General features: G+C 70.3%; 15 protein-coding genes. 4 read left to right on the top strand and 11 right to left on the bottom strand.

Translation table 11 applies throughout. The annotated features are described in order from the left end of the window. Positions 1-79 precede the first annotated feature (79 nt). The 6 genes from ABZ441_RS06240 to ABZ441_RS06265 form a co-directional block, all read right to left on the bottom strand. Entirely contained in the window at positions 80-922 is an 843-nt protein-coding gene (locus tag ABZ441_RS06240; protein ID WP_358968988.1) for a shikimate dehydrogenase, read from the bottom strand. Then, complete coding sequence (mltG, locus tag ABZ441_RS06245; protein ID WP_358968990.1) at positions 909-2,636, bottom strand: endolytic transglycosylase MltG; 1,728 nt, start codon at positions 2,634-2,636, stop codon at positions 909-911. Before mltG ends, ABZ441_RS06240 begins: the two co-directional genes overlap by 14 nt. 100 nt (positions 2,637-2,736) lie before the next feature. After that, complete coding sequence (ruvX, locus tag ABZ441_RS06250; RefSeq protein ID WP_358969219.1) at positions 2,737-3,210, bottom strand: Holliday junction resolvase RuvX; 474 nt, start codon at positions 3,208-3,210, stop codon at positions 2,737-2,739. Positions 3,211-3,218: 8 nt separating this feature from the next. Continuing rightward, on the bottom strand, positions 3,219-5,888 hold the full coding sequence (gene alaS, locus ABZ441_RS06255; protein ID WP_358968992.1) for an alanine--tRNA ligase: 2,670 nt from the start codon (positions 5,886-5,888) through the stop codon (positions 3,219-3,221). Next, on the bottom strand, positions 5,888-6,184 hold the full coding sequence (locus ABZ441_RS06260; protein WP_358968994.1) for a DUF6167 family protein: 297 nt from the start codon (positions 6,182-6,184) through the stop codon (positions 5,888-5,890). The genes alaS and ABZ441_RS06260 overlap by 1 nt, the downstream gene beginning before the upstream one ends. 7 nt (positions 6,185-6,191) lie before the next feature. Then, positions 6,192-6,638, bottom strand: a complete 447-nt coding sequence (locus ABZ441_RS06265) for a DUF948 domain-containing protein (protein WP_358969221.1) — start codon at positions 6,636-6,638, stop codon at positions 6,192-6,194. A 240-nt stretch (positions 6,639-6,878) separates the two neighbouring features. Here ABZ441_RS06265 and ABZ441_RS06270 point away from each other — a divergent pair, with 240 nt between their 5' ends. Then, positions 6,879-9,092 (top strand): tetratricopeptide repeat protein, encoded by a 2,214-nt coding sequence (locus ABZ441_RS06270; protein ID WP_358968995.1) that lies wholly within the window; start codon positions 6,879-6,881, stop codon positions 9,090-9,092. A 14-nt stretch (positions 9,093-9,106) separates the two neighbouring features. Here ABZ441_RS06270 and rpsD read toward each other — a convergent pair whose 3' ends face one another. Next, positions 9,107-9,721, bottom strand: coding sequence for a 30S ribosomal protein S4 (gene rpsD, locus ABZ441_RS06275; protein ID WP_031097728.1), 615 nt, complete (start codon positions 9,719-9,721; stop codon positions 9,107-9,109). A 188-nt stretch (positions 9,722-9,909) separates the two neighbouring features. On the opposite strand from rpsD, the gene ABZ441_RS06280 reads away from it, so the two are divergent. Then, positions 9,910-10,611 (top strand): DUF2470 domain-containing protein, encoded by a 702-nt coding sequence (locus ABZ441_RS06280; RefSeq protein ID WP_358968997.1) that lies wholly within the window; start codon positions 9,910-9,912, stop codon positions 10,609-10,611. A 7-nt stretch (positions 10,612-10,618) separates the two neighbouring features. On the opposite strand, the gene ABZ441_RS06285 is transcribed toward ABZ441_RS06280, so the two are convergent. From ABZ441_RS06285 to ABZ441_RS06300, 4 genes are all read right to left on the bottom strand, one after another. Beyond that, positions 10,619-11,995 (bottom strand): replication-associated recombination protein A, encoded by a 1,377-nt coding sequence (locus tag ABZ441_RS06285; protein ID WP_358968998.1) that lies wholly within the window; start codon positions 11,993-11,995, stop codon positions 10,619-10,621. Positions 11,996-12,039: 44 nt separating this feature from the next. Beyond that, positions 12,040-12,675 (bottom strand): vitamin K epoxide reductase family protein, encoded by a 636-nt coding sequence (locus ABZ441_RS06290; RefSeq protein WP_358969000.1) that lies wholly within the window; start codon positions 12,673-12,675, stop codon positions 12,040-12,042. A 508-nt stretch (positions 12,676-13,183) separates the two neighbouring features. Further along, positions 13,184-14,446, bottom strand: coding sequence for a histidine--tRNA ligase (gene hisS, locus ABZ441_RS06295; protein WP_358969002.1), 1,263 nt, complete (start codon positions 14,444-14,446; stop codon positions 13,184-13,186). A gap of 14 nt (positions 14,447-14,460) precedes the next feature. Further along, complete coding sequence (locus ABZ441_RS06300) at positions 14,461-15,147, bottom strand: MBL fold metallo-hydrolase (protein ID WP_358969004.1); 687 nt, start codon at positions 15,145-15,147, stop codon at positions 14,461-14,463. Between the two features lie 147 nt (positions 15,148-15,294). Here ABZ441_RS06300 and ABZ441_RS06305 point away from each other — a divergent pair, with 147 nt between their 5' ends. Then, a complete protein-coding gene (locus ABZ441_RS06305; RefSeq protein WP_358969006.1) occupies positions 15,295-16,077 on the top strand; it encodes a peptidylprolyl isomerase in 783 nt (260 codons plus the stop codon). Between the two features lie 189 nt (positions 16,078-16,266). Further along, positions 16,267-17,496, top strand: a complete 1,230-nt coding sequence (locus tag ABZ441_RS06310) for a DUF349 domain-containing protein (protein WP_358969008.1) — start codon at positions 16,267-16,269, stop codon at positions 17,494-17,496. Positions 17,497-17,516 lie beyond the last annotated feature (20 nt).

The following is a 17,516-nucleotide window of genomic DNA, read 5'->3' on the forward strand; positions in this document are numbered from 1 at the left end:
CCGATCCTCCCACGATCAGGAGGACGGACCTGCCGCCGGTCCAGCAGACGGACGGTTCGCGGTCCGTGTTCGACAGGGCCTAGTGACGTTCCCGCGCCGCGAGGGCCTGTTCGCCCGCCGCCCGCATGACGGCGAGCGGACCCGGGCTGCGTCCGGTCATCTGCTCGGCCTGGAGGACCGCCTGGTGGACGAGGAGGTCGAGGCCACCGACGACGATTCCGCCGCTCGCCGCCCAGCGTGAGGCGAGCACGGTCGGCCAGGGTTCGTACAGCACGTCGAACAGGGTGCCGGGGGCCGCGGGCACGGCGTCGGCGAGGGCGTCCGTGGTGCCGGCCGGTGTGGTGGCGATCACCAGGGGGGCGTGCAGGGCCTCGTCGGCCTTGGACCAGTCCGCGATCCTGACGTCGACGCCGAGGCTCTCGCCCCACCCCCGCATCTCGTCCGCCCGTGCCTCGCTGCGCACGTAGGCGGTGACCGGGCCGGTGCAGATCTCCGCGAGAGCCGCCAGCGCCGAGGACGCGGTGGCACCGGCGCCCAGCACGGCGGCGGACCCGACCTTGTCGACCCCGCGTTCACGCAGGGCGGCGATCATGCCGGGGATGTCGGTGTTGTCGCCGAGCCGCCGGCCGTCCTCGGTGAAGACGACCGTGTTGACCGTCCCGACCGACGCCGCCGTGTCGCTGATCCCGTCCAGCAGGGGGATGACGGCCCGCTTGAGCGGCATCGTCAGGGAGAGCCCGGCCCAGGAGGGGTCAAGGCCCTCGACGAAACCGGGCAGGGCCGCCTCGTCCACGTCGAACCGGTCGTACGACCAGTCGTCCAGGCCGAGTTCCGCGTACGCGGCCCGGTGCAGGACCGGGGAGAGCGAGTGGGCGATGGGCGAACCGAGGACGGCCGCCCGGTGAGCCTCAGTCGAGGGCATCGAACTTTTCCTTGAGTCTCAGGAACTCGTCGTACTCCTTGGCGAACTCGGTCTTGTGCTGTCCGTCGGTCGCCACGAAGTAGAGCCAGCCGTCCGCGGTGGGGTTCAGTGCCGCCGCGAGCGCGTCGGCGCCCGGGTTGCTGATAGGTCCGGGCGTCAGACCCCGCTGCGTGTACGTGTTGTACGGATCCTTGTTCTTGTGGATCTCGGCCACGCCGATATTGATCTTGCTCTGTTTCTTGAGGTAATTGAACGACGAGTCGAATTGGAGCAACTGATTCGTCTGTGTATTGGTGGGCTTGAGCCGGTTGTAGACGACTTCGCTCATCTTCCGGAAGTCGTCATGCGTCTTGCCCTCGGCCTGGACGAGACTCGCGACGGTGAGAACCTGCCAAGGGCCGTCCAGGTCGTACGTCTTGGCTGCCTTCTCGAGGTCGAGCTTCCCGTACTCCGCGTTGGCCCGCGAGACCATGCTCTTCAGGACCGTCTCCGGCTTCGCGCCCTTCGACACCGGGTAGGCGGCCGGGTAGAGGAATCCTTCCACCGGATCCTTGACGAGGGGGTCTTCGACCGCCCATTCGGGCAGGCCGAGACTGCCCGACCTGGTCTTGGCGACCTCGGCGGTCGTGCCGGCCTCTAGGCCCAGCTTTTCGTCGATCTTCTCGTAGACCTGGATGTTGCGCATTCCCTCGGGAATGACAAGCGAGTTCTGGCTCTTCGGGTCCAGCATCATCGCCACGGCGCTGTCCGCCGACATCTCCTTCTTCAGGAGATAGACACCGGCCTGAATGGACTCCCCCTTGGGATTTCCCTTCTGGGCGGAAATGAAGGCGCCGGACGACTTCACGACACCGGCCTTCTTCAGGATGCCGGCGATCTCGTTCCCGTAGGCACCCTCGGGGATCTCCACCTCGACCGTGCCCGTGCCGTCGCCCGCGAAGTCGGGGGCCTCGCCGAACTGGCTCTGGTAGTACGAGTAGCCGAGGTAGCCCACCCCGCCGAGGCCGCCGACGAGGACCGCCGCGACGCCCAGGCACGCACAGCCGTTGCGGCTCTTCTTCTTGCCCTTGCCGCGGCGCTCGCCGCCACCGGCACCGCGGCGGGACTCACGCGGGTCGTCGTCGTGCTCGTCGTCCTCGTGGGACCGGGAGCGGGAGTCCCGGCCGTCGGCCGGCTCGTCCGCACCCGTGAAGAAGGGATGCGTCTCCTCCTGCGGCGCTTCCGGCTCCCAGTCCGGACTCTGCTGCCGCTCAGGTTCCTCACGACGCCCCGGGGGCTGCGGCGGAGGGTACGCCTCGGGGGTGCCGTAGTAGTCGGACTGCTCGCCGTAGCCGCCGGGGTTGCTGCCGTACGGGGGCTGCTGCGCCGCGTACGGCATCGCCGCCTGCTGGCCGGTGTCCCAGCCGCCGTCGTACTGAGGCTGCTGGGGCTGCGGGGGCTGCTGGGGGTGTTGGCCGTACGGGTCCTGCTGGGAGCCGTACGGCTGCTGGTACTGCTGCTGCGCGTACGGGTCGTGCTGCTGCGGCTGCTGTTGCGCGTAAGGGTCCTGCTGGTAGCCCTGCTGGGCGTAGGGGTCCTGCGCGTAGGGCTGCTGCTGGCCGTCGTACTGGCCCTGGCCGTGGGTGGCCTGGTGGCCTCCCCATCCCTGGTCCCCGTACAAGGGGTCCTCGGGATGCCACGGTTCGGAGCCGGAGCCCCGGCCATACTCAGTCATCGATCCCCTTGAGCCGCGAGACGACGCTCCGCCTCTTCGCTTTGCTGTGCGGTGTCTGTTCGAACACCGGCGCATCGCGCGGAACGTTACCGTATCGCGATCAGACAACCACTTCGACGCCCTCGCCCGGAGCAGCGCCGGACGCCCGTTCGGACTCCAGAGCGTTCTGGAGGATCACCACAGCGGCAGCCTGGTCGATGACAGACCGGCCCTTCTTGGACTTCACGCCCGAAGCACGCAGTCCTTGAGTGGCCGTCACTGTGGTCATCCTCTCGTCCACGAGACGCACCGGGACAGGCGCGATCGCCTGGGCGAACACCTGCGCGAAGGCACGGACCTTCGCGGCCGCAGGCCCCTCACCGCCGCCCAGGGACCGGGGCAGCCCGACGATGACCTCGATCGGCTCGTACTCCTCGACGATGCGGCCGAGCCGCCGGTGGGCGGCCGGGACGTCACGTCCCGGCACGGTCTCCACCGGCGTGGCGAGGATCCCGTCGGGGTCGCACGAGGCGACCCCGATCCGGGCGTCACCGACGTCGACGGCGAGTCGGCGTCCCCGGCGCATCTGCGGCATGTCCGGCGTCACGCCGTCTCGGTGACGAGGCGCTCGACAGCGGCGACGGCGTCGCCGATGGCGTCCGGGTTCTGGCCGCCGCCCTGGGCGACGTCCGGCTTGCCGCCGCCCCCGCCGCCGAGGGTCTTGGCGGCGGTGCGGACCAGGTCACCGGCCTTGAGACCGCGCTCGCGGGCGGCCTCGTTGGTGGCGATGACGGTGAGCGGGCGTCCGTTGGCCGTGGTGAACAGGGCCACGACGGCCGGCCGGCCGCCCTGGATGCGTCCGCGCACGTCGAGGACCAGCTTGCGCAGGTCGTCGGCCGAGGTGCCGTCCGGCACCTGCCCGGTGACCAGGGCGACGCCCCGTACGTCCTTGGCCGAGTCGACGAGTCCGGCGGCGGCCGCCAGGACCTTCTCCGCGCGGAACTTCTCGATCTCCTTCTCGGCGTCCTTCAGCTTGCCGAGCATTCCGGAGATCTTCTCGGGAAGCTCCTCGGGGCGTCCCTTCAGCAGCTCCTGGAGCTGGGCGACGACCGTGTGCTCCTTGGCGAGGAAGTTGTACGCGTCGACGCCGACCAGGGCCTCGATGCGGCGCACACCGGAACCGATGGAGGACTCGCCGAGCAGCTTCACCAGGCCCAGCTGGGCGGTGTTGCCGACGTGCGTACCGCCGCACAGTTCCTTGGAGAAGTCGCCGATGGTGACCACGCGGACCCGCTCGCCGTACTTCTCGCCGAACTCGGCGATGGCGCCCTGCTTCTTGGCGTCGTCGATGGACATGACCTCGGCCTGGACGTCGAGTTCCCGCGAGAGGACCTCGTTGATCCGCTGCTCGACGTCGGTGAGGACCGTGCCGGGTACGGCGGCGGGCGAGCCGAAGTCGAAGCGGAAGCGGCCGGGCGAGTTCTCCGAGCCCGCCTGGGCGGCCGTCGGGCCCAGGGCGTCGCGGAGCGCCTGGTGCGTGAGGTGCGTGGCGCTGTGGGCGCGGGCGATGGCACGGCGGCGTGTGTTGTCGATGGCGGCATGGGCGGAGGCCCCGACCGTCACCTCGCCGACCTGGACCGAGCCCTTGTGCACCGAGACGCCCGGGACGGGCTGCTGCACGTCACGGACCTCGATGACGGCACCGGTGTCGAGCCGGATGCGGCCCTGGTCGGCGAGCTGGCCGCCGCCCTCGGCGTAGAACGGGGTGCGGTCGAGGACGACCTCGACCTCGTCGCCCTCGGAGGCGGCGGGCGAGGGCACACCGTCGACGAGCAGGCCGACGATCGTCGACTCGCCCTCGTTGCTGGTGTAGCCGGTGAACTCGGTGACGCCCGAGTTGTCGGCGACCTCGCGGTAGGCGGACAGGTCGGCGTGACCGGTCTTCTTGGCCCTGGCGTCGGCCTTGGCGCGCTCCCGCTGCTCCTTCATCAGGCGGCGGAAGCCGTCCTCGTCGACAGCGAGGCCCTGCTCGGCGGCCATCTCCAGCGTGAGGTCGATCGGGAAGCCCCACGTGTCGTGGAGCAGGAACGCCTTGTCGCCGGCCAGGACCTTGCCACCGGCGGCCTTCGTCTCGGTGACGGCGGTGTCGAGGATGTTCGTGCCGCCCTTGAGGGCCTTGAGGAAGGCGACCTCCTCGGCGAGCGCGACGGTCTCGATGCGCTTGCGGTCGGTGACCAGCTCCGGGTACTGCTGCCCCATCGTGTCCACGACGACGTCGACGAGTTCGCGGACGACCGGACCGGTGGCACCCATCAGCCGCATGTTGCGGATGGCGCGGCGCATGATGCGGCGCAGGACGTAGCCACGGCCCTCGTTGCCCGGGGTGACACCGTCACCGATGAGCATCACGGACGTACGGATGTGGTCGGCGACGACCCGGAGGGAGACGTCGGAGCCCTGCTCGGCGCCGTAGCGCACGCCGGTGAGCTCGGTGGCCTTGTCCATGACGACGCGCAGGGTGTCGGTCTCGTACATGTTCTGTACGCCCTGCAGGATCATGGCGAGGCGCTCGAGGCCGAGTCCCGTGTCGATGTTCTGCGACGGCAGGTCGCCGAGGATCGGGAAGTCCTCCTTGCCGTCGCCGGCGCCGCGCTCGTACTGCATGAAGACCAGGTTCCAGATCTCCACGTACCGCTCGTCGTTGACGGCGGGGCCACCCTCGGCACCGAACTCGGGGCCGCGGTCGTAGTTGATCTCGGAGCAGGGCCCGCAGGGGCCGGGGACGCCCATGGACCAGAAGTTGTCCTTCTTGCCCAGGCGCTGGATGCGCTCGGCCGGGACGCCGATCTTCTCGCGCCAGATCTGCTCGGCCTCGTCGTCGTCCAGGTAGACGGTGATCCACAGACGCTCGGGGTCGAGCCCGAAACCGCCGTCCGCCACGGAGTTCGTGAGGGCCTCCCAGGCGAACTGGATGGCGCCTTCCTTGAAGTAGTCCCCGAAGGAGAAGTTGCCGCACATCTGGAAGAACGTGCCGTGCCGGGTGGTCTTGCCGACCTCTTCGATGTCCGGCGTGCGGACGCACTTCTGCACGCTGGTGACGCGCGGAGCGGGCGGCTTGACCTCGCCGAGGAAGTACGGCTTGAAGGGGACCATGCCCGCGGGGACCAGCAGCAGAGTCGGGTCGTCCGCGATGAGCGACGCCGAGGGCACGACGGTGTGACCGCGCTCCTCGAAGAAGCTCAGCCAGCGGCGACGAATTTCGGCCGACTCCATCAGTGGTCCTCATTCCGGTTGTTCGAGTTGTAGGGGAGTGTGCGGTGAGCGATGAGCTCGGGGTCCGCCGGTGCCTCGATACCGAGCGCCCCGCCCAGCTCGGCCTCGCGCCTGACCATGCCCTCACGCACGTCCAGGGCGAAGTCCTTCAGCTTGTGACCCGCCTCGATCGCCTTGTCGGCGGCCTGCGCCGCGAGGCTCTCGGGAGTCAGCTGCTTGATCTTGCGGTTGACCTTGGTGGTGGCCCAGACACCGGCGGCTGCGCCGGCGGTGAACCAGAACGTACGGCGGAACATCGCTGCGTCAGTCCTTCTGTCCGCGGGGGCTTCGGCCGTTCCGCCTCTTGCGGGCGGACGGCACGGTACGGCCGACGATCACGGTCCGGCGGGCGGGCCGGGGGGCCGGCTCCGGTTCGGGAGCGGTCCGGCGGCCCAGCGCCTGCCGCACCCCGTAGCCGAACGCGGCGACCTTCACGAGCGGGCCGCCGAACGTCGACGCGACGGTGGTGGAGAGCGCTGAGGCGTTGGACGTGACTTCCTGGACGTCGCTCGCGATGGCATCGACCTTGTCGAGCTGGGTCTGCGCGGAGCGCAGCGTGGCCGAGGCGTCGGCGAGCAGCGGGACCGCCTGCTCCGTCACGTCCGCCACGAGTGCGGTGGTCGCCTTGAGTGTCTGGGCCAGCCTCACCAGTACCACGGCGAGGAAGGAAACCAGGATCGCCCAGAAGACAGCCACCAGGATGCCGGCCACCTCTCCACCGGACACAGTGCACCGCTCTCTGCTCGTCGCCCGCATCGGCCGGAACCTCTCCCGGCCGGTGTCTGCCTGTCACCGCTCGGCCGGCGCGTACCCGCCACCACTGCCGATCGTCGTCCCCCGAGCCTATCGCGCCGGGCATGACGCGCCGTACCGGATTACGGCCCGGCGGAACGGGCCCCGGACGCGGGGAGATTGTACGGAGAGCTTACGTGCCAGTACTCTGCGTGTTTCATGCGACGCCCTCAGCGCCCCTGCCCCACGCCCGACGACGCGGAGCCCGCCCCCGTGCGCGGGAATCTCCCGGCGGAGCTGAACGCCTTCGTGGGACGTGCCGACGAACTGGCGGAGCTGGAGACGGTCCTGCGTGGGTCGAGGCTCGTCACCGTCGCCGGGGCCGCCGGGGTCGGCAAGACCCGCTTCGTCACCCGGTTCGCGGCCCTCATGGAGAAACGGTACTGCGACGGTGTGTGGATCGCCGAGCTGTCGGACATCCACGACCCCGGGCTCCTGGAGCACGCGTTGGCCGAAGCGCTGGGCCTCACCGACCACACCAGCAGGCCGCCCCGCGCCGTACTGGTCGAGCACTGCGCGGAGCGTCGGCTCCTGCTCGTGATCGACGGCTTCGAGCATCTCGCAGGCCCGTGTGCCGGACTCGTACGGGAACTGCTGCGCCGGGCACCGCGTCTCCAGGTGCTCGCGGCCGGCCGGCGTCCGCTGCGGGTGGACGGTGAACTCACCTTCCCGCTGATGCCGATGGGCGAGGACGACGGTCTGGAACTCTTCACCCGGCGCGCCGCCGCCGTGCGCCCGGGGTTCCGGCTGACGGACGACGACCGGGAGACCGCACGGGAGCTCTGCCGGCGGCTCGACGGTATCCCGCTCGCGCTGGAGCTCGCCGCGGGACGGTTGCGGGCCCTGACGACGGAGCAGGTGCTGCAGCGCCTCGACGACCGTTTCCGCCTGCTGACCGGCGGCAGCCCGAGCGCGCTCCCCCGCCACCAGACCCTGCGTACGGCCGTCGGCTGGAGCCATGAGCTGTGCGCTCCCGAGCAGCGGCTGCTGTGGGCGCGGCTCTCGGTGTTCGCCGGACAGTTCGATCTCGAGGCCGTCGAGTACATCTGCAGCGGCCCCGGCCTCCCGGCCGGGGCCGTACTGGACGTGCTGGACGAACTGCTGGCGCAGTCCGTGGTGCTGCGCGAGGACTCGGCCGCCGGCAGCCGCTACAGACTCCTGGACACCCTGCGGGAGTACGGCGCCGAGTGGCTGCGGGCGAGCGGGGACGCCGAGCGGCTGAGCCGCCGGCACCGGGACTGGTACCTGGGGCTCGCGACGTGGTGCGAGCTCGACTGGTTCAGCCCCAGGCAGGCGGAGGCCGCGGCGCGGATCGACAGTGAACTGCCCAATCTCCGCCGCGCGATGGAGTGCTCGCTGGAGAATCCGGAGGAGGTCCATCTCGCGCAGTATCTGGCGGGCACGCTCTGGTTCTACTGGGCGGGCTGTGGACGCCTCTCGGAGGGCCGCCACTGGCTGGACCACGTCCTGGAGGAGGAGTCCCCCTACGACCACTCGCGGCTCAAGGCCCTGTGGGTGCTCGGCTACGTCGCGGTACTGCAGGGGGACCCGGCCGGCGCGATGTCGGCCCTGCAGGAGTGCCGGGAGGAGGGTGAGCGTTCGGGGGACGCCACAGCCGTGGCCTACGCCGTGCACCGCACGGGCTGCCTCTCGATCGTCACGGACGACCCGGCCCGCGCCGAGGAACTGCTCCGCGAGGCGCTCGGCCGCTACCGGGAGATCGGCGAGCTGAACAGCAGCGTGCTGATGGCCCAGGTCGAACTGGGTATGGCCGTGGCGTTCCGGGGGGATCTCGACACGGCCTCGGCGATCTGCGAGGAGGTCCTGGAGATCTGCGAGGACCACGGCGAGCGGTGGGCGCTGGCCTACGCGCAGTACGTCCTGGGTTACGCGGCACTTCGGTCCGGGCTGACGCGGCGGGCGCGCCGGATGCTGGAGGAGTCGCTCTCGATCGCGCACGCCTTCCACGATCTGCTCGGCACGGTCCTCTCCCTCGAACTGCTGGCTCTCCTCGCGGTGACCGAGGGCGACGCCACGGAGGCGGCGGTGCTGCAGGGAGCGGCGGACCGCATCTGGCCCTCGGTGGGCCTCCCCCTGTTCGGCTCCGTCCACTACGGCAGACCCCGGGCCGAGTGCGAGGAGCGGGCCAGGGCGGAACTCGGCGACGCCCGCTACGACGCGGAGCGGCGGGCGAGCCGCCGACTGGACCCGAGGGCCGCGGTGGCGCGGGCACTCGGTGGTGCCGCTGAGGACGGCACGGCGGCGGAGCGGGGGTCCGGTGACGGGACGTCCGGCGGGGCGGGGGCCGCCGGGGGAACGCGAAGGCCCGCCGCCTCCCGTACGACAGGGAGGGGCGGGCCCGAGCTCGGTTGAGAGCTACGCCGGGATCAGCGGGCGTAGTACTCGACGACGAGCTGCTCGTCGCAGATGACCGGAATTTCCTTGCGGTTCGGGTCACGGTCCAGGCGGAAGGCCAGGGCCTTCAGGTTCACCTGGAGGTAGCGCGGGGTCTCGCCGTCCGTGTCGTAGCCACCCTCGCGGGCCACCTGGAAGGGGACCTTGGTGCGGCTGCGCTCGCGGACCTGCACGACGTCGTCGGGGCGCACGCGGAAGGAAGGCTTGTCGACCTTGCCACCGTTGACCTCGATGTGGCCGTGGACGACCATCTGACGGGCCTGGTAGATGGTGCGGGCGATGCCCGAACGCAGGACCAGGGCGTCGAGGCGGCGCTCGAGCTCGACGACCAGCGCCTCGCCCGTCTTGCCCTCGGCCTTACGGGCACGGTCGTAGGCACGCGCCATCTGGCGCTCGCTGATGTCGTACTGCGCACGCAGACGCTGCTTCTCGAGCAGACGGACCTTGTAGTCCGAGTTCTGCTTGCGGCCACGGCCGTGCTCGCCCGGCGGGTAGGGGCGGGCTTCGAAGTACTTGACAGCCTTCGGCGTCAGGGCGATGCCGAGGGCACGCGACTTCTTGACCTTGGGACGCGACTGGTTAGGCACGTTCTCCAGACCTCCGTTGTAGGTTAGGTTAGGCTTACCTTACTCAAGGAGATCGCATGTCTCGCCCTGGGAACACCACACACGTCACGGACAGCACAGACAGCGACGGCGCACATGAAGGCGCCGTAACGACGGAAGGCCGATCTGATCGTGGTCAGCCGCGTCCCAGCGGGCTTGAAAACACTCGGATGCCGTCAGCAGCCGAGCGCACACGAACTCTCGTACAGAGTACCTGCTCCGCGGCGCTGCTCGTACCCGGGCTGTCGGTGCTCCACCCGGACCAGCTGTTGCCCGACAGCAGGAGCATGGGTCCCCAGGGGGATGTGTTCCTCGGCCTCCCAGCCGATTCTCCGGTCGTACGGGCCGCGACGCACGCCCGGGGCGACGAACTGGCCGCTGTGCTGGAGATCACCGACGTCGCTCCGGTCTCCGTCCCGCACCGGATTCGCGGCCGCGCCCGGATCGCCGGCCCGCTCACCGTCGTGCCGGGGCTCGCGGAGCCCGGCCGGATGATGCTCAGGCTGGAGACCTGCGAGGCGTCGGTCGACGATCTGTGGGGATTCGAGGAGGTCGAGCCGGAGGACTTGCGGGACGCCGCCGCCGATCCGCTGGTCGCCCACGAGGCCGAGTTGCTGCAGCATCTGCACGCCGCCCACACCGAGCAGATGGCCACACTGTCCGCACTGCTCGGTGACCGGGGTGAGTGCGGCTGTGCCGAGCACCGGCTCGACGCGGTCCCTGTCGCCCTCGACCGCTTCGGCCTGAGGGTCAGGTTCATCGAGGACGGCAGCGTCTGCTTCGACGCCCGGTTCGAGTTCCCCGATCCCGTACGCGACGTCGGCGAGCTGCGCCGCGCGATGCACACCCTCTTCGAGGCCGCGTCCTGCTGAGCCGCGGTCACGAGGACGCGGAACCGCCCTGCTCACCGCCGCGGCCGAGCCGCTCGCGGACCCGGTCCGCCACGTCGGCGTAGCGCGCCTCCGCGCCGTACCGCGTGGGCTCGTAGTAACGCCTGCCGCGGACGGCGTCCGGTGCGTACTCCTGGGCGGCGATCCCGCCGGGTACGTCGTGCGGGTAGACGTAGCCCTGGGCATGGCCCAGCTTGGCGGCGCCCTTGTAGTGACCGTCCCGCAGATGGGCCGGGACCGGGCCCGCGAGGCCCCGGCGCACGTCCTCCTGCGCCGCGGAGATCGCCAGCGTCGCCGCGTTCGACTTGGGGGCGAGCGCCAGCGCGATCGTGGCGTGGCTAAGGGTGAGCGCCGCCTCCGGGAAGCCGATCATGGCGACCGCCTGGGCCGCCGCCACAGCCGTGGGCAGCGCCGTCGGATCGGCGAGCCCGATGTCCTCACTGGCGGAGATCATCAGCCGCCGGGCGATGAAGCGCGGGTCCTCCCCCGCCTCGATCATCCGGGCGAGGTAGTGCAGGGCGGCGTCCACGTCGGAGCCCCGGATCGACTTGATCAGCGCACTCGCGACGTCGTAGTGCTGGTCGCCGTCGCGGTCGTACTTCACCGCGGCGCGGTCGACGGTCTCCTCGAGCGTCTTGAGCGTGATCTCCGCCTCGTGCGTGGTGAGGGCTGATCCGGCCGCCGCCTCCAGGGCGGTCAGCGCACGCCGCGCGTCACCACCGGCGATGCGCAGCAGGTGCGCCTCGGCGTCCTCGGGCAGGGTCACCGCCCCGCCCAGTCCCCGCTCGTCGGTCAGCGCCCGGCGCAGAAGCGCGCGCAGGTCGTCGTCGGTGAGCGGCTCCAGGGTGAGCAGCAGGGAGCGCGACAGCAGCGGGGAGATGATCGAGAAGTACGGATTCTCCGTGGTGGCCGCGATCAGGGTGACCCAGCGGTTCTCCACGGCGGGGAGCAGGGAGTCCTGCTGTGCCTTGGAGAAGCGGTGGATCTCGTCGAGGAAGAGGACGGTCTCCTTGCCGAAACCACCGGTGGCCCGGCGCGCGCCCTCGATGACGGCCCGGACCTCCTTGACGCCCGCGGTGATGGCGGAGAGCTCGACGAAGCGCTTGTTGGTGGCCTTGCTGACCACGTACGCCAGGGTCGTCTTCCCCGTGCCGGGCGGGCCCCAGAGGATCACCGAAGAGGGTCCCGCGGGGCCTCCCCCGCCCTCGCCGACGAGGCGGCGCAGTGGCGAGCCCGGCTTGAGCAGATGCTGCTGGCCGACCACCTCGTCCAGCGTACGAGGGCGCATCCGGACAGCGAGGGGGCTGCTGGACGGGTCCTTCTCCTGGCGGTCTTCGGCGGCTGCGGTAAAGAGGTCGGGCTCCACACGGGAAAGCCTATGTCACCCCACTGACAGGACCTCCTGGCGCGTCAGCTGGTCCAGAAGTCCCACCAGCGGGTCAGGATCAGCATGCCGATGATCCCGATCCAGAGCACCGGGGGCACCCAGTGGAACTCGGTGAGGGCGTTCCGGAGCCAGGCGGGGGCGGGCAGGATGCCGTGCTTGATGTTGTGCGTGGTGACGTAGCAGAACATGAGGATGGTGGCGACCCAGGCCAGGCAACACCACAGGCAGAGCGAGTTGATGTTGTACAGCGACTGGTACTGCAGCCAGGTGCAGAACCCGACGCCGAACAGCGTGCCCGCGTTGAGGCCCAGCCAGTACCAGGCGCGGAAGCGGGCACCGGCGAGGAGCGCCATCCCGATGCCGATGACCACCGAGTAGGTGGCGATGCCGAGCATGGGGTTGGGGAAGCCGAAGGCGGCCGCCTGCTCGCTCTTCATGATGTTGCCGCACGCGACCACGGGGTTCAGGCTGCAGCCCGGGACGAAGCCCGGGTCCTCGAGCAGCTTGAACTTGTCGATGGTGATCACCCAGGCGGCGAGCAGCCCGGCCGCTCCCGTGATCACCAGCAGCAGCGCGAAGGCGCGACTTCCGCCGAAGGTCCTCGCGCCGTCGTCCTCGTCCTGCCGGGAGGAGGGGTGGTCTACCGCTGCCATCGTCATATCGCCGTTCCATCACTGAGTAGTCAGCCGGGCAGGGTCATTGTGCCGCACCTCCGCCACGGCCATCCGTTCGATGGACATAAAGGTGTTCCGGACCGGAGCGCGGAGGACGGAGGTCCTGGGGCCTCCTCCGAGTGACGGGAACAGCGGCCGAGGTGCCGGGACTTCGTGTGCGGTACGGCGGTCCGACCGCCGGTGACCGGCTCGACCTGCGGATCAGTGTCCGAGAGGTGTTCGGTGCCCCCGCGCCGAAGGGGCCGCGAGGGGCCTGGACGTGAGGATCCCGCGGCGGCGCGGTTCGGCACCCCGGGGCGGTGCGGCCACCACCGACGACCGGCGGCGTTCGAGGATCGGGATCTCCGTCAGGATGAATCGGCTTCCGTCGAGTTGACGGTGCGGGCGACACCGGGCACGTCGCGTGCCGCCGCCCGGGAGAGGGGCCGGCGCCGGAACGCGCTGTGCCCGCCCGGAGTACCGGGCGGGCACAGGTGTGGACGACTGCCTCGGTTCAGGCCAGCCTGGACTGGATCACGGTCACCAGGTCCCCGACCGCGACGGGTTCCTGATCACCCGACTCCATGTCCTTGAGCTGGACGTTGCCCTCGGTGAGGTCCCGCTCACCGGCCACGACGGTGTAACGGGCGCCCGAGCGGTTCGCGCTCTTCATCGCACCCTTGAGCCCACGGCCGCCGAACGCGAAGTCCGTGGCGACGCCGGCCTTGCGCAGTTCGGTGACCAGGCCGAACAGCACCCGCCGCGCCTCCTCGCCGAGCGGCACCGCGTAGACGCTGGTGGTGGCCGGGATGTCGAGCTCGATTCCCTCGGCCTCCAGCGCCAGCACCGTGCGGTCCACACCGAGCGCCCAGCCGACGGACGGCAGCGCGGGGCCGCCGATCATCTCGGACAGCCCGTCGTACCGGCCGCCACCGCCCACCGCGGACTGGGACCCCAGGCCGTCGTGGACGAACTCGAAGGTGGTGCGCGTGTAGTAGTCGAGCCCTCGGACCAGCTTCTCGTCGTCCTCGTACACCACACCGGCCGCCGTCAGCAGATCGCGGACCTCCTCGTGGTACGCCTTGCAGGCGTCGCAGAGGAAGTCGCGCAGCATCGGGGCGCCGGTCAGCTGCTTCTGGACGTCGGGCCGCTTGTCGTCGAGAACCCGCAGCGGGTTGATCTCGATGCGGCGGCGGGTCTCCTCGTCGAGGTCGAGGTCACGCAGGAACGTCTGGAGCGCCTCCCGGTAGACGGGGCGGCACTCCTTGTCGCCCAGCGAGTTCAGCAGGATGCGGAACTGGCTCAGGCCGAGTGAGCGGTACGCCTGGTCGGCGAGGATGATCAGCTCGGCGTCGAGCGCGGGGTCCTCGGTGCCGATGGCCTCGGCGCCCACCTGCGAGAAGTGGCGGTAGCGGCCCTTCTGCGGGCGCTCGTAGCGGTAGTACGAGCCGGAGTACCAGAGCTTGACGGGGAGGTTGCCCGCCTTGTGCAGATTGGCCTCCAGCGCCGCGCGCAGCACGGAAGCGGTGCCCTCGGGGCGCAGCGCGAGCTTGTCGCCGCCCTTGGTCTCGAAGGCGTACATCTCCTTGGACACGATGTCGGTGGACTCACCGACGCCACGGGCGAAGAGGGCGACGTCCTCGAAGCCCGGGGTCTCGATGTATCCGTAGCCGGAGTTCTTCAGGGGCTCGGCGAGCGCCGCGCGCACCGCGAGGTACGTCGCGGAGTCCGGCGGGATCAGGTCGTACGTGCCCTTGGGGGCCTGGAAGGTGCTCACAGCTTTTTCTCTCGTCACATTCCTCGGCGGGGCGCGTCCAGTCCGTGCAGATACGGGTTGGAGGCGCGCTCGCGGCCGATGGTCGTCTGGGGGCCGTGGCCGGACAGCACCACGGTCGAGTCGTCGAGCGGCAGGCACACGCGGGCCAGCGACTCGAGCAGCTCGGCGTGGTCGCCACCGGGCAGGTCGGTGCGTCCGACGGAGCCGGCGAAGAGCAGGTCGCCCGAGAAGAGGACCTGCGGTACGTCCGCGGCCTCGGGCATCCGGAACGTCACCGACCCCTTCGTATGGCCGGGTGCGTGCGCGACGCCGAACTCCATGCCGGCCAGCTTCAGCGCGGCGCCGTCGGTCAGCTCCCTGACGTCGTCCGGCTCGCCGACGGTGAGCTCGCCCATCAGCGGCATCCCGATGGAACGGCCGAGCGCCTTCTCCGGATCGCTCATCATGAAGCGGTCGTCGGGGTGGATCCAGGCGGGGACGTCATGGGCGCCGCACACGGGGACGACCGAGGCGACGTGGTCGATGTGACCATGGGTGAGGACGACGGCGACGGGCTTGAGCCGATGCTTCTTGAGCGCTTCCTCGACGCCCTGGGCGGCCTGGTGGCCCGGGTCGATGATCACGCACTCCTCACCGGCGGCGGGGGCGACCAGGTAGCAATTGGTCCCCCAGGCCCCGGCGGGGAACCCGGCAATGAGCACGATCGTCCTTAGTGTTCGTCCGACGAGGAGGGCCGCGGAGGGAAATGCGGCAGATCAGAGACTACCGGCGCTCCTCATTCCACAGCCAACCCATATACCGTACGGGCATTCCAGGCCCGATCACACGACGTACAAGGAGACCATCCGGTGGTCAGCAGCGATCAGCGGCGGCGGCAGCTCGCCCGGGAGAAGTTCGAGCGGCAGCAGCAGCGCCGGGAGGAAGCGCGCCGGAGGACCAGGCGCCTCGCGGTGATCATCGCCTCGTCGGTGGCCGTGGTGGCGGTCATCGGTGCCGGCGCGTATGTCTCGCTCGGCGACGACGACTCGAAGACCGACGCGGCCGCGGACGCCAGCCCGTCGCCGTCGCCCTCGGCGAGCGAGAGCAGTGTTCCCGAGCCCGCGATGAAGATCGACAAGAAGTCGAAGTACACGATGTCGCTCAGTACGAGCCAGGGCGACATCGGCATCGCGATGGACGCGGCGAAGACCCCGCACACCACGAACTCGTTCAAGGCCCTCGCGGACAAGGGTTACTTCGACAGCACGAAGTGCCACCGTCTGACCACACAGGGCATCTTCGTCCTGCAGTGCGGCGACCCGAAGGGCGACGGCTCGGGCGGCCCCGGTTACACGATCCCGGACGAGAATCTGACGGCGCTGGGCAAGCCGGGCGACGACGGGTCGGTGACGTATCCGGCGGGCACCGTCGCGATGGCGAACACCGGTCAGCCGGGCTCGGGCGGCAGCCAGTTCTTCCTGGTCTACAAGGACACCAAACTGCCGCCCAGCTACACGCCGTTCGGCACCATGGACGATGCGGGGCTGAAGGCGGTCAAGAAGATCGCCGAGGCGGGCGTCGCCGGGGGAGCCGGAGACGGTGCGCCGAAGAAGACCGTCACGGTCGAGAAGGCGACGGTCGACAAGGCCTGACCCCCCGGCCCACGGGCCCGCGCCCGGCCGCCCGGCCGGACCGGAGAATTTCAGCCGCGCTGAGTGCGGACAGCCGGGCGGCCGGTCGCCTAGATTGGCGTTGTGCAGGGCGGGCGCAGCCCGCCCCAGGAAACTGTGGACGATGCACGGGGGGCGAACCCCCTCGATGCATCAGGTGGAGGAGGCGCTGTGAGCAGCGACCCGTGGGGCCGTGTCGACGAGACGGGCACCGTGTACGTGCGTACGGCCGAGGGCGAGCAGGTCGTCGGATCGTGGCAGGCCGGTTCCCCCGAGGAGGCCCTGGCCTATTTCGAGCGCAAGTACGACGGTCTGGTGGTCGAGATCGGCCTTCTCGAGCGGCGGGTGAAGACCACCGACCTCTCGGCGAAGGACGCCACGGCGGCGATCGAGCACCTGCGTCAGCAGGTGGACGAGCACCACGCCGTCGGTGACCTGGCCGCGCTCGGCAAGCGGCTGGACGCGCTCGTCGCGACGGTCGACTCGCGCCGCGAGGAGCGCAAGGTCCAGAAGGCGAAGCAGACCGACGAGGCCCGACAGGCCAAGGAGGCGCTCGTCGTCGAGGCCGAGGAGCTGGCGCAGAGCGAGCAGTGGCGGTCGGCGGGTGAGCGTCTGAGGGCGCTCGTCGACACGTGGAAGGGGCTGCCCCGTCTGGACCGCAAGTCCGACGACGAGCTGTGGCACCGCTTCTCGCATGCCCGTTCCGCCTTCTCCAAGCGCCGCAAGGCCCACTTCGCCGCGCTGGACGCCCAGCGCGAGGACGCCCGCAAGGTCAAGGAGCGGCTGGTCGCCGAGGCCGAGTCGCTCTCCGGCTCGACCGACTGGGGTGCGACGGCCGCGCGTTACCGCGACCTGATGACGGAGTGGAAGGCGGCGGGACGTGCCCAGCGCGAGGCGGAGGACGACCTGTGGAACCGCTTCCGCGGCGCCCAGGACGTGTTCTTCGCGGCCCGCAGCGGTGTCTTCGCCGAGCGGGACGCGGAGCAGGGCGAGAACCTCAAGCTCAAGGAGGAGCTCGCCGCCGAGGCCGAGAAGCTGGTCCCGGTGACGGACCTGAAGGCGGCCAGGGCCGCGTTCCGCTCCGTCAACGAGCGCTGGGAGGCCATCGGCCACGTCCCGCGTGACGCCCGTCCGAAGGTGGAGGGCCGGGTCCAGGCGGTGGAGCGGGCCCTCCAGGAGGCCGAGGAGTCCGAGTGGCGCCGGACGAACCCGGAGGCGCGGGCCCGCGCCGAGGGTCTGACCGGCCAGCTCCAGGGTGCGGTCGACAAGCTGCGCAAGCAGATCGACACGGCGCGCGCCTCGGGTAACAACGCGAGGGCCGACAAGCTCTCCCGCGAGCTCGAAGGCCGTCAGGCGCTGCTGGACCAGGCGCTGAAGGGCCTGGAGGAGTTCGGCGGCTGACGGTTCCCGACGGCCGCGTC

The organism is Streptomyces sp. NPDC005752 (assembly GCF_040630715.1).
Classification (GTDB): Bacteria; Actinomycetota; Actinomycetes; order Streptomycetales; family Streptomycetaceae; genus Streptomyces.

Coding starts and splice junctions, on each gene's coding strand:
- ABZ441_RS06260 (WP_358968994.1), bottom strand. CDS start 6,184: ATGTTCCGCCGTACGTTCTGGTTCACCGCCGGCGCAGCCGCCGGTGTC.
- ruvX (WP_358969219.1), bottom strand. CDS start 3,210: ATGCCGCAGATGCGCCGGGGACGCCGACTCGCCGTCGACGTCGGTGAC.
- alaS (WP_358968992.1), bottom strand. CDS start 5,888: ATGGAGTCGGCCGAAATTCGTCGCCGCTGGCTGAGCTTCTTCGAGGAG.
- mltG (WP_358968990.1), bottom strand. CDS start 2,636: ATGACTGAGTATGGCCGGGGCTCCGGCTCCGAACCGTGGCATCCCGAG.
- ABZ441_RS06290 (WP_358969000.1), bottom strand. CDS start 12,675: ATGACGATGGCAGCGGTAGACCACCCCTCCTCCCGGCAGGACGAGGAC.
- ABZ441_RS06240 (WP_358968988.1), bottom strand. CDS start 922: ATGCCCTCGACTGAGGCTCACCGGGCGGCCGTCCTCGGTTCGCCCATC.
- ABZ441_RS06280 (WP_358968997.1), top strand. CDS start 9,910: ATGCCGTCAGCAGCCGAGCGCACACGAACTCTCGTACAGAGTACCTGC.
- ABZ441_RS06270 (WP_358968995.1), top strand. CDS start 6,879: ATGCGACGCCCTCAGCGCCCCTGCCCCACGCCCGACGACGCGGAGCCC.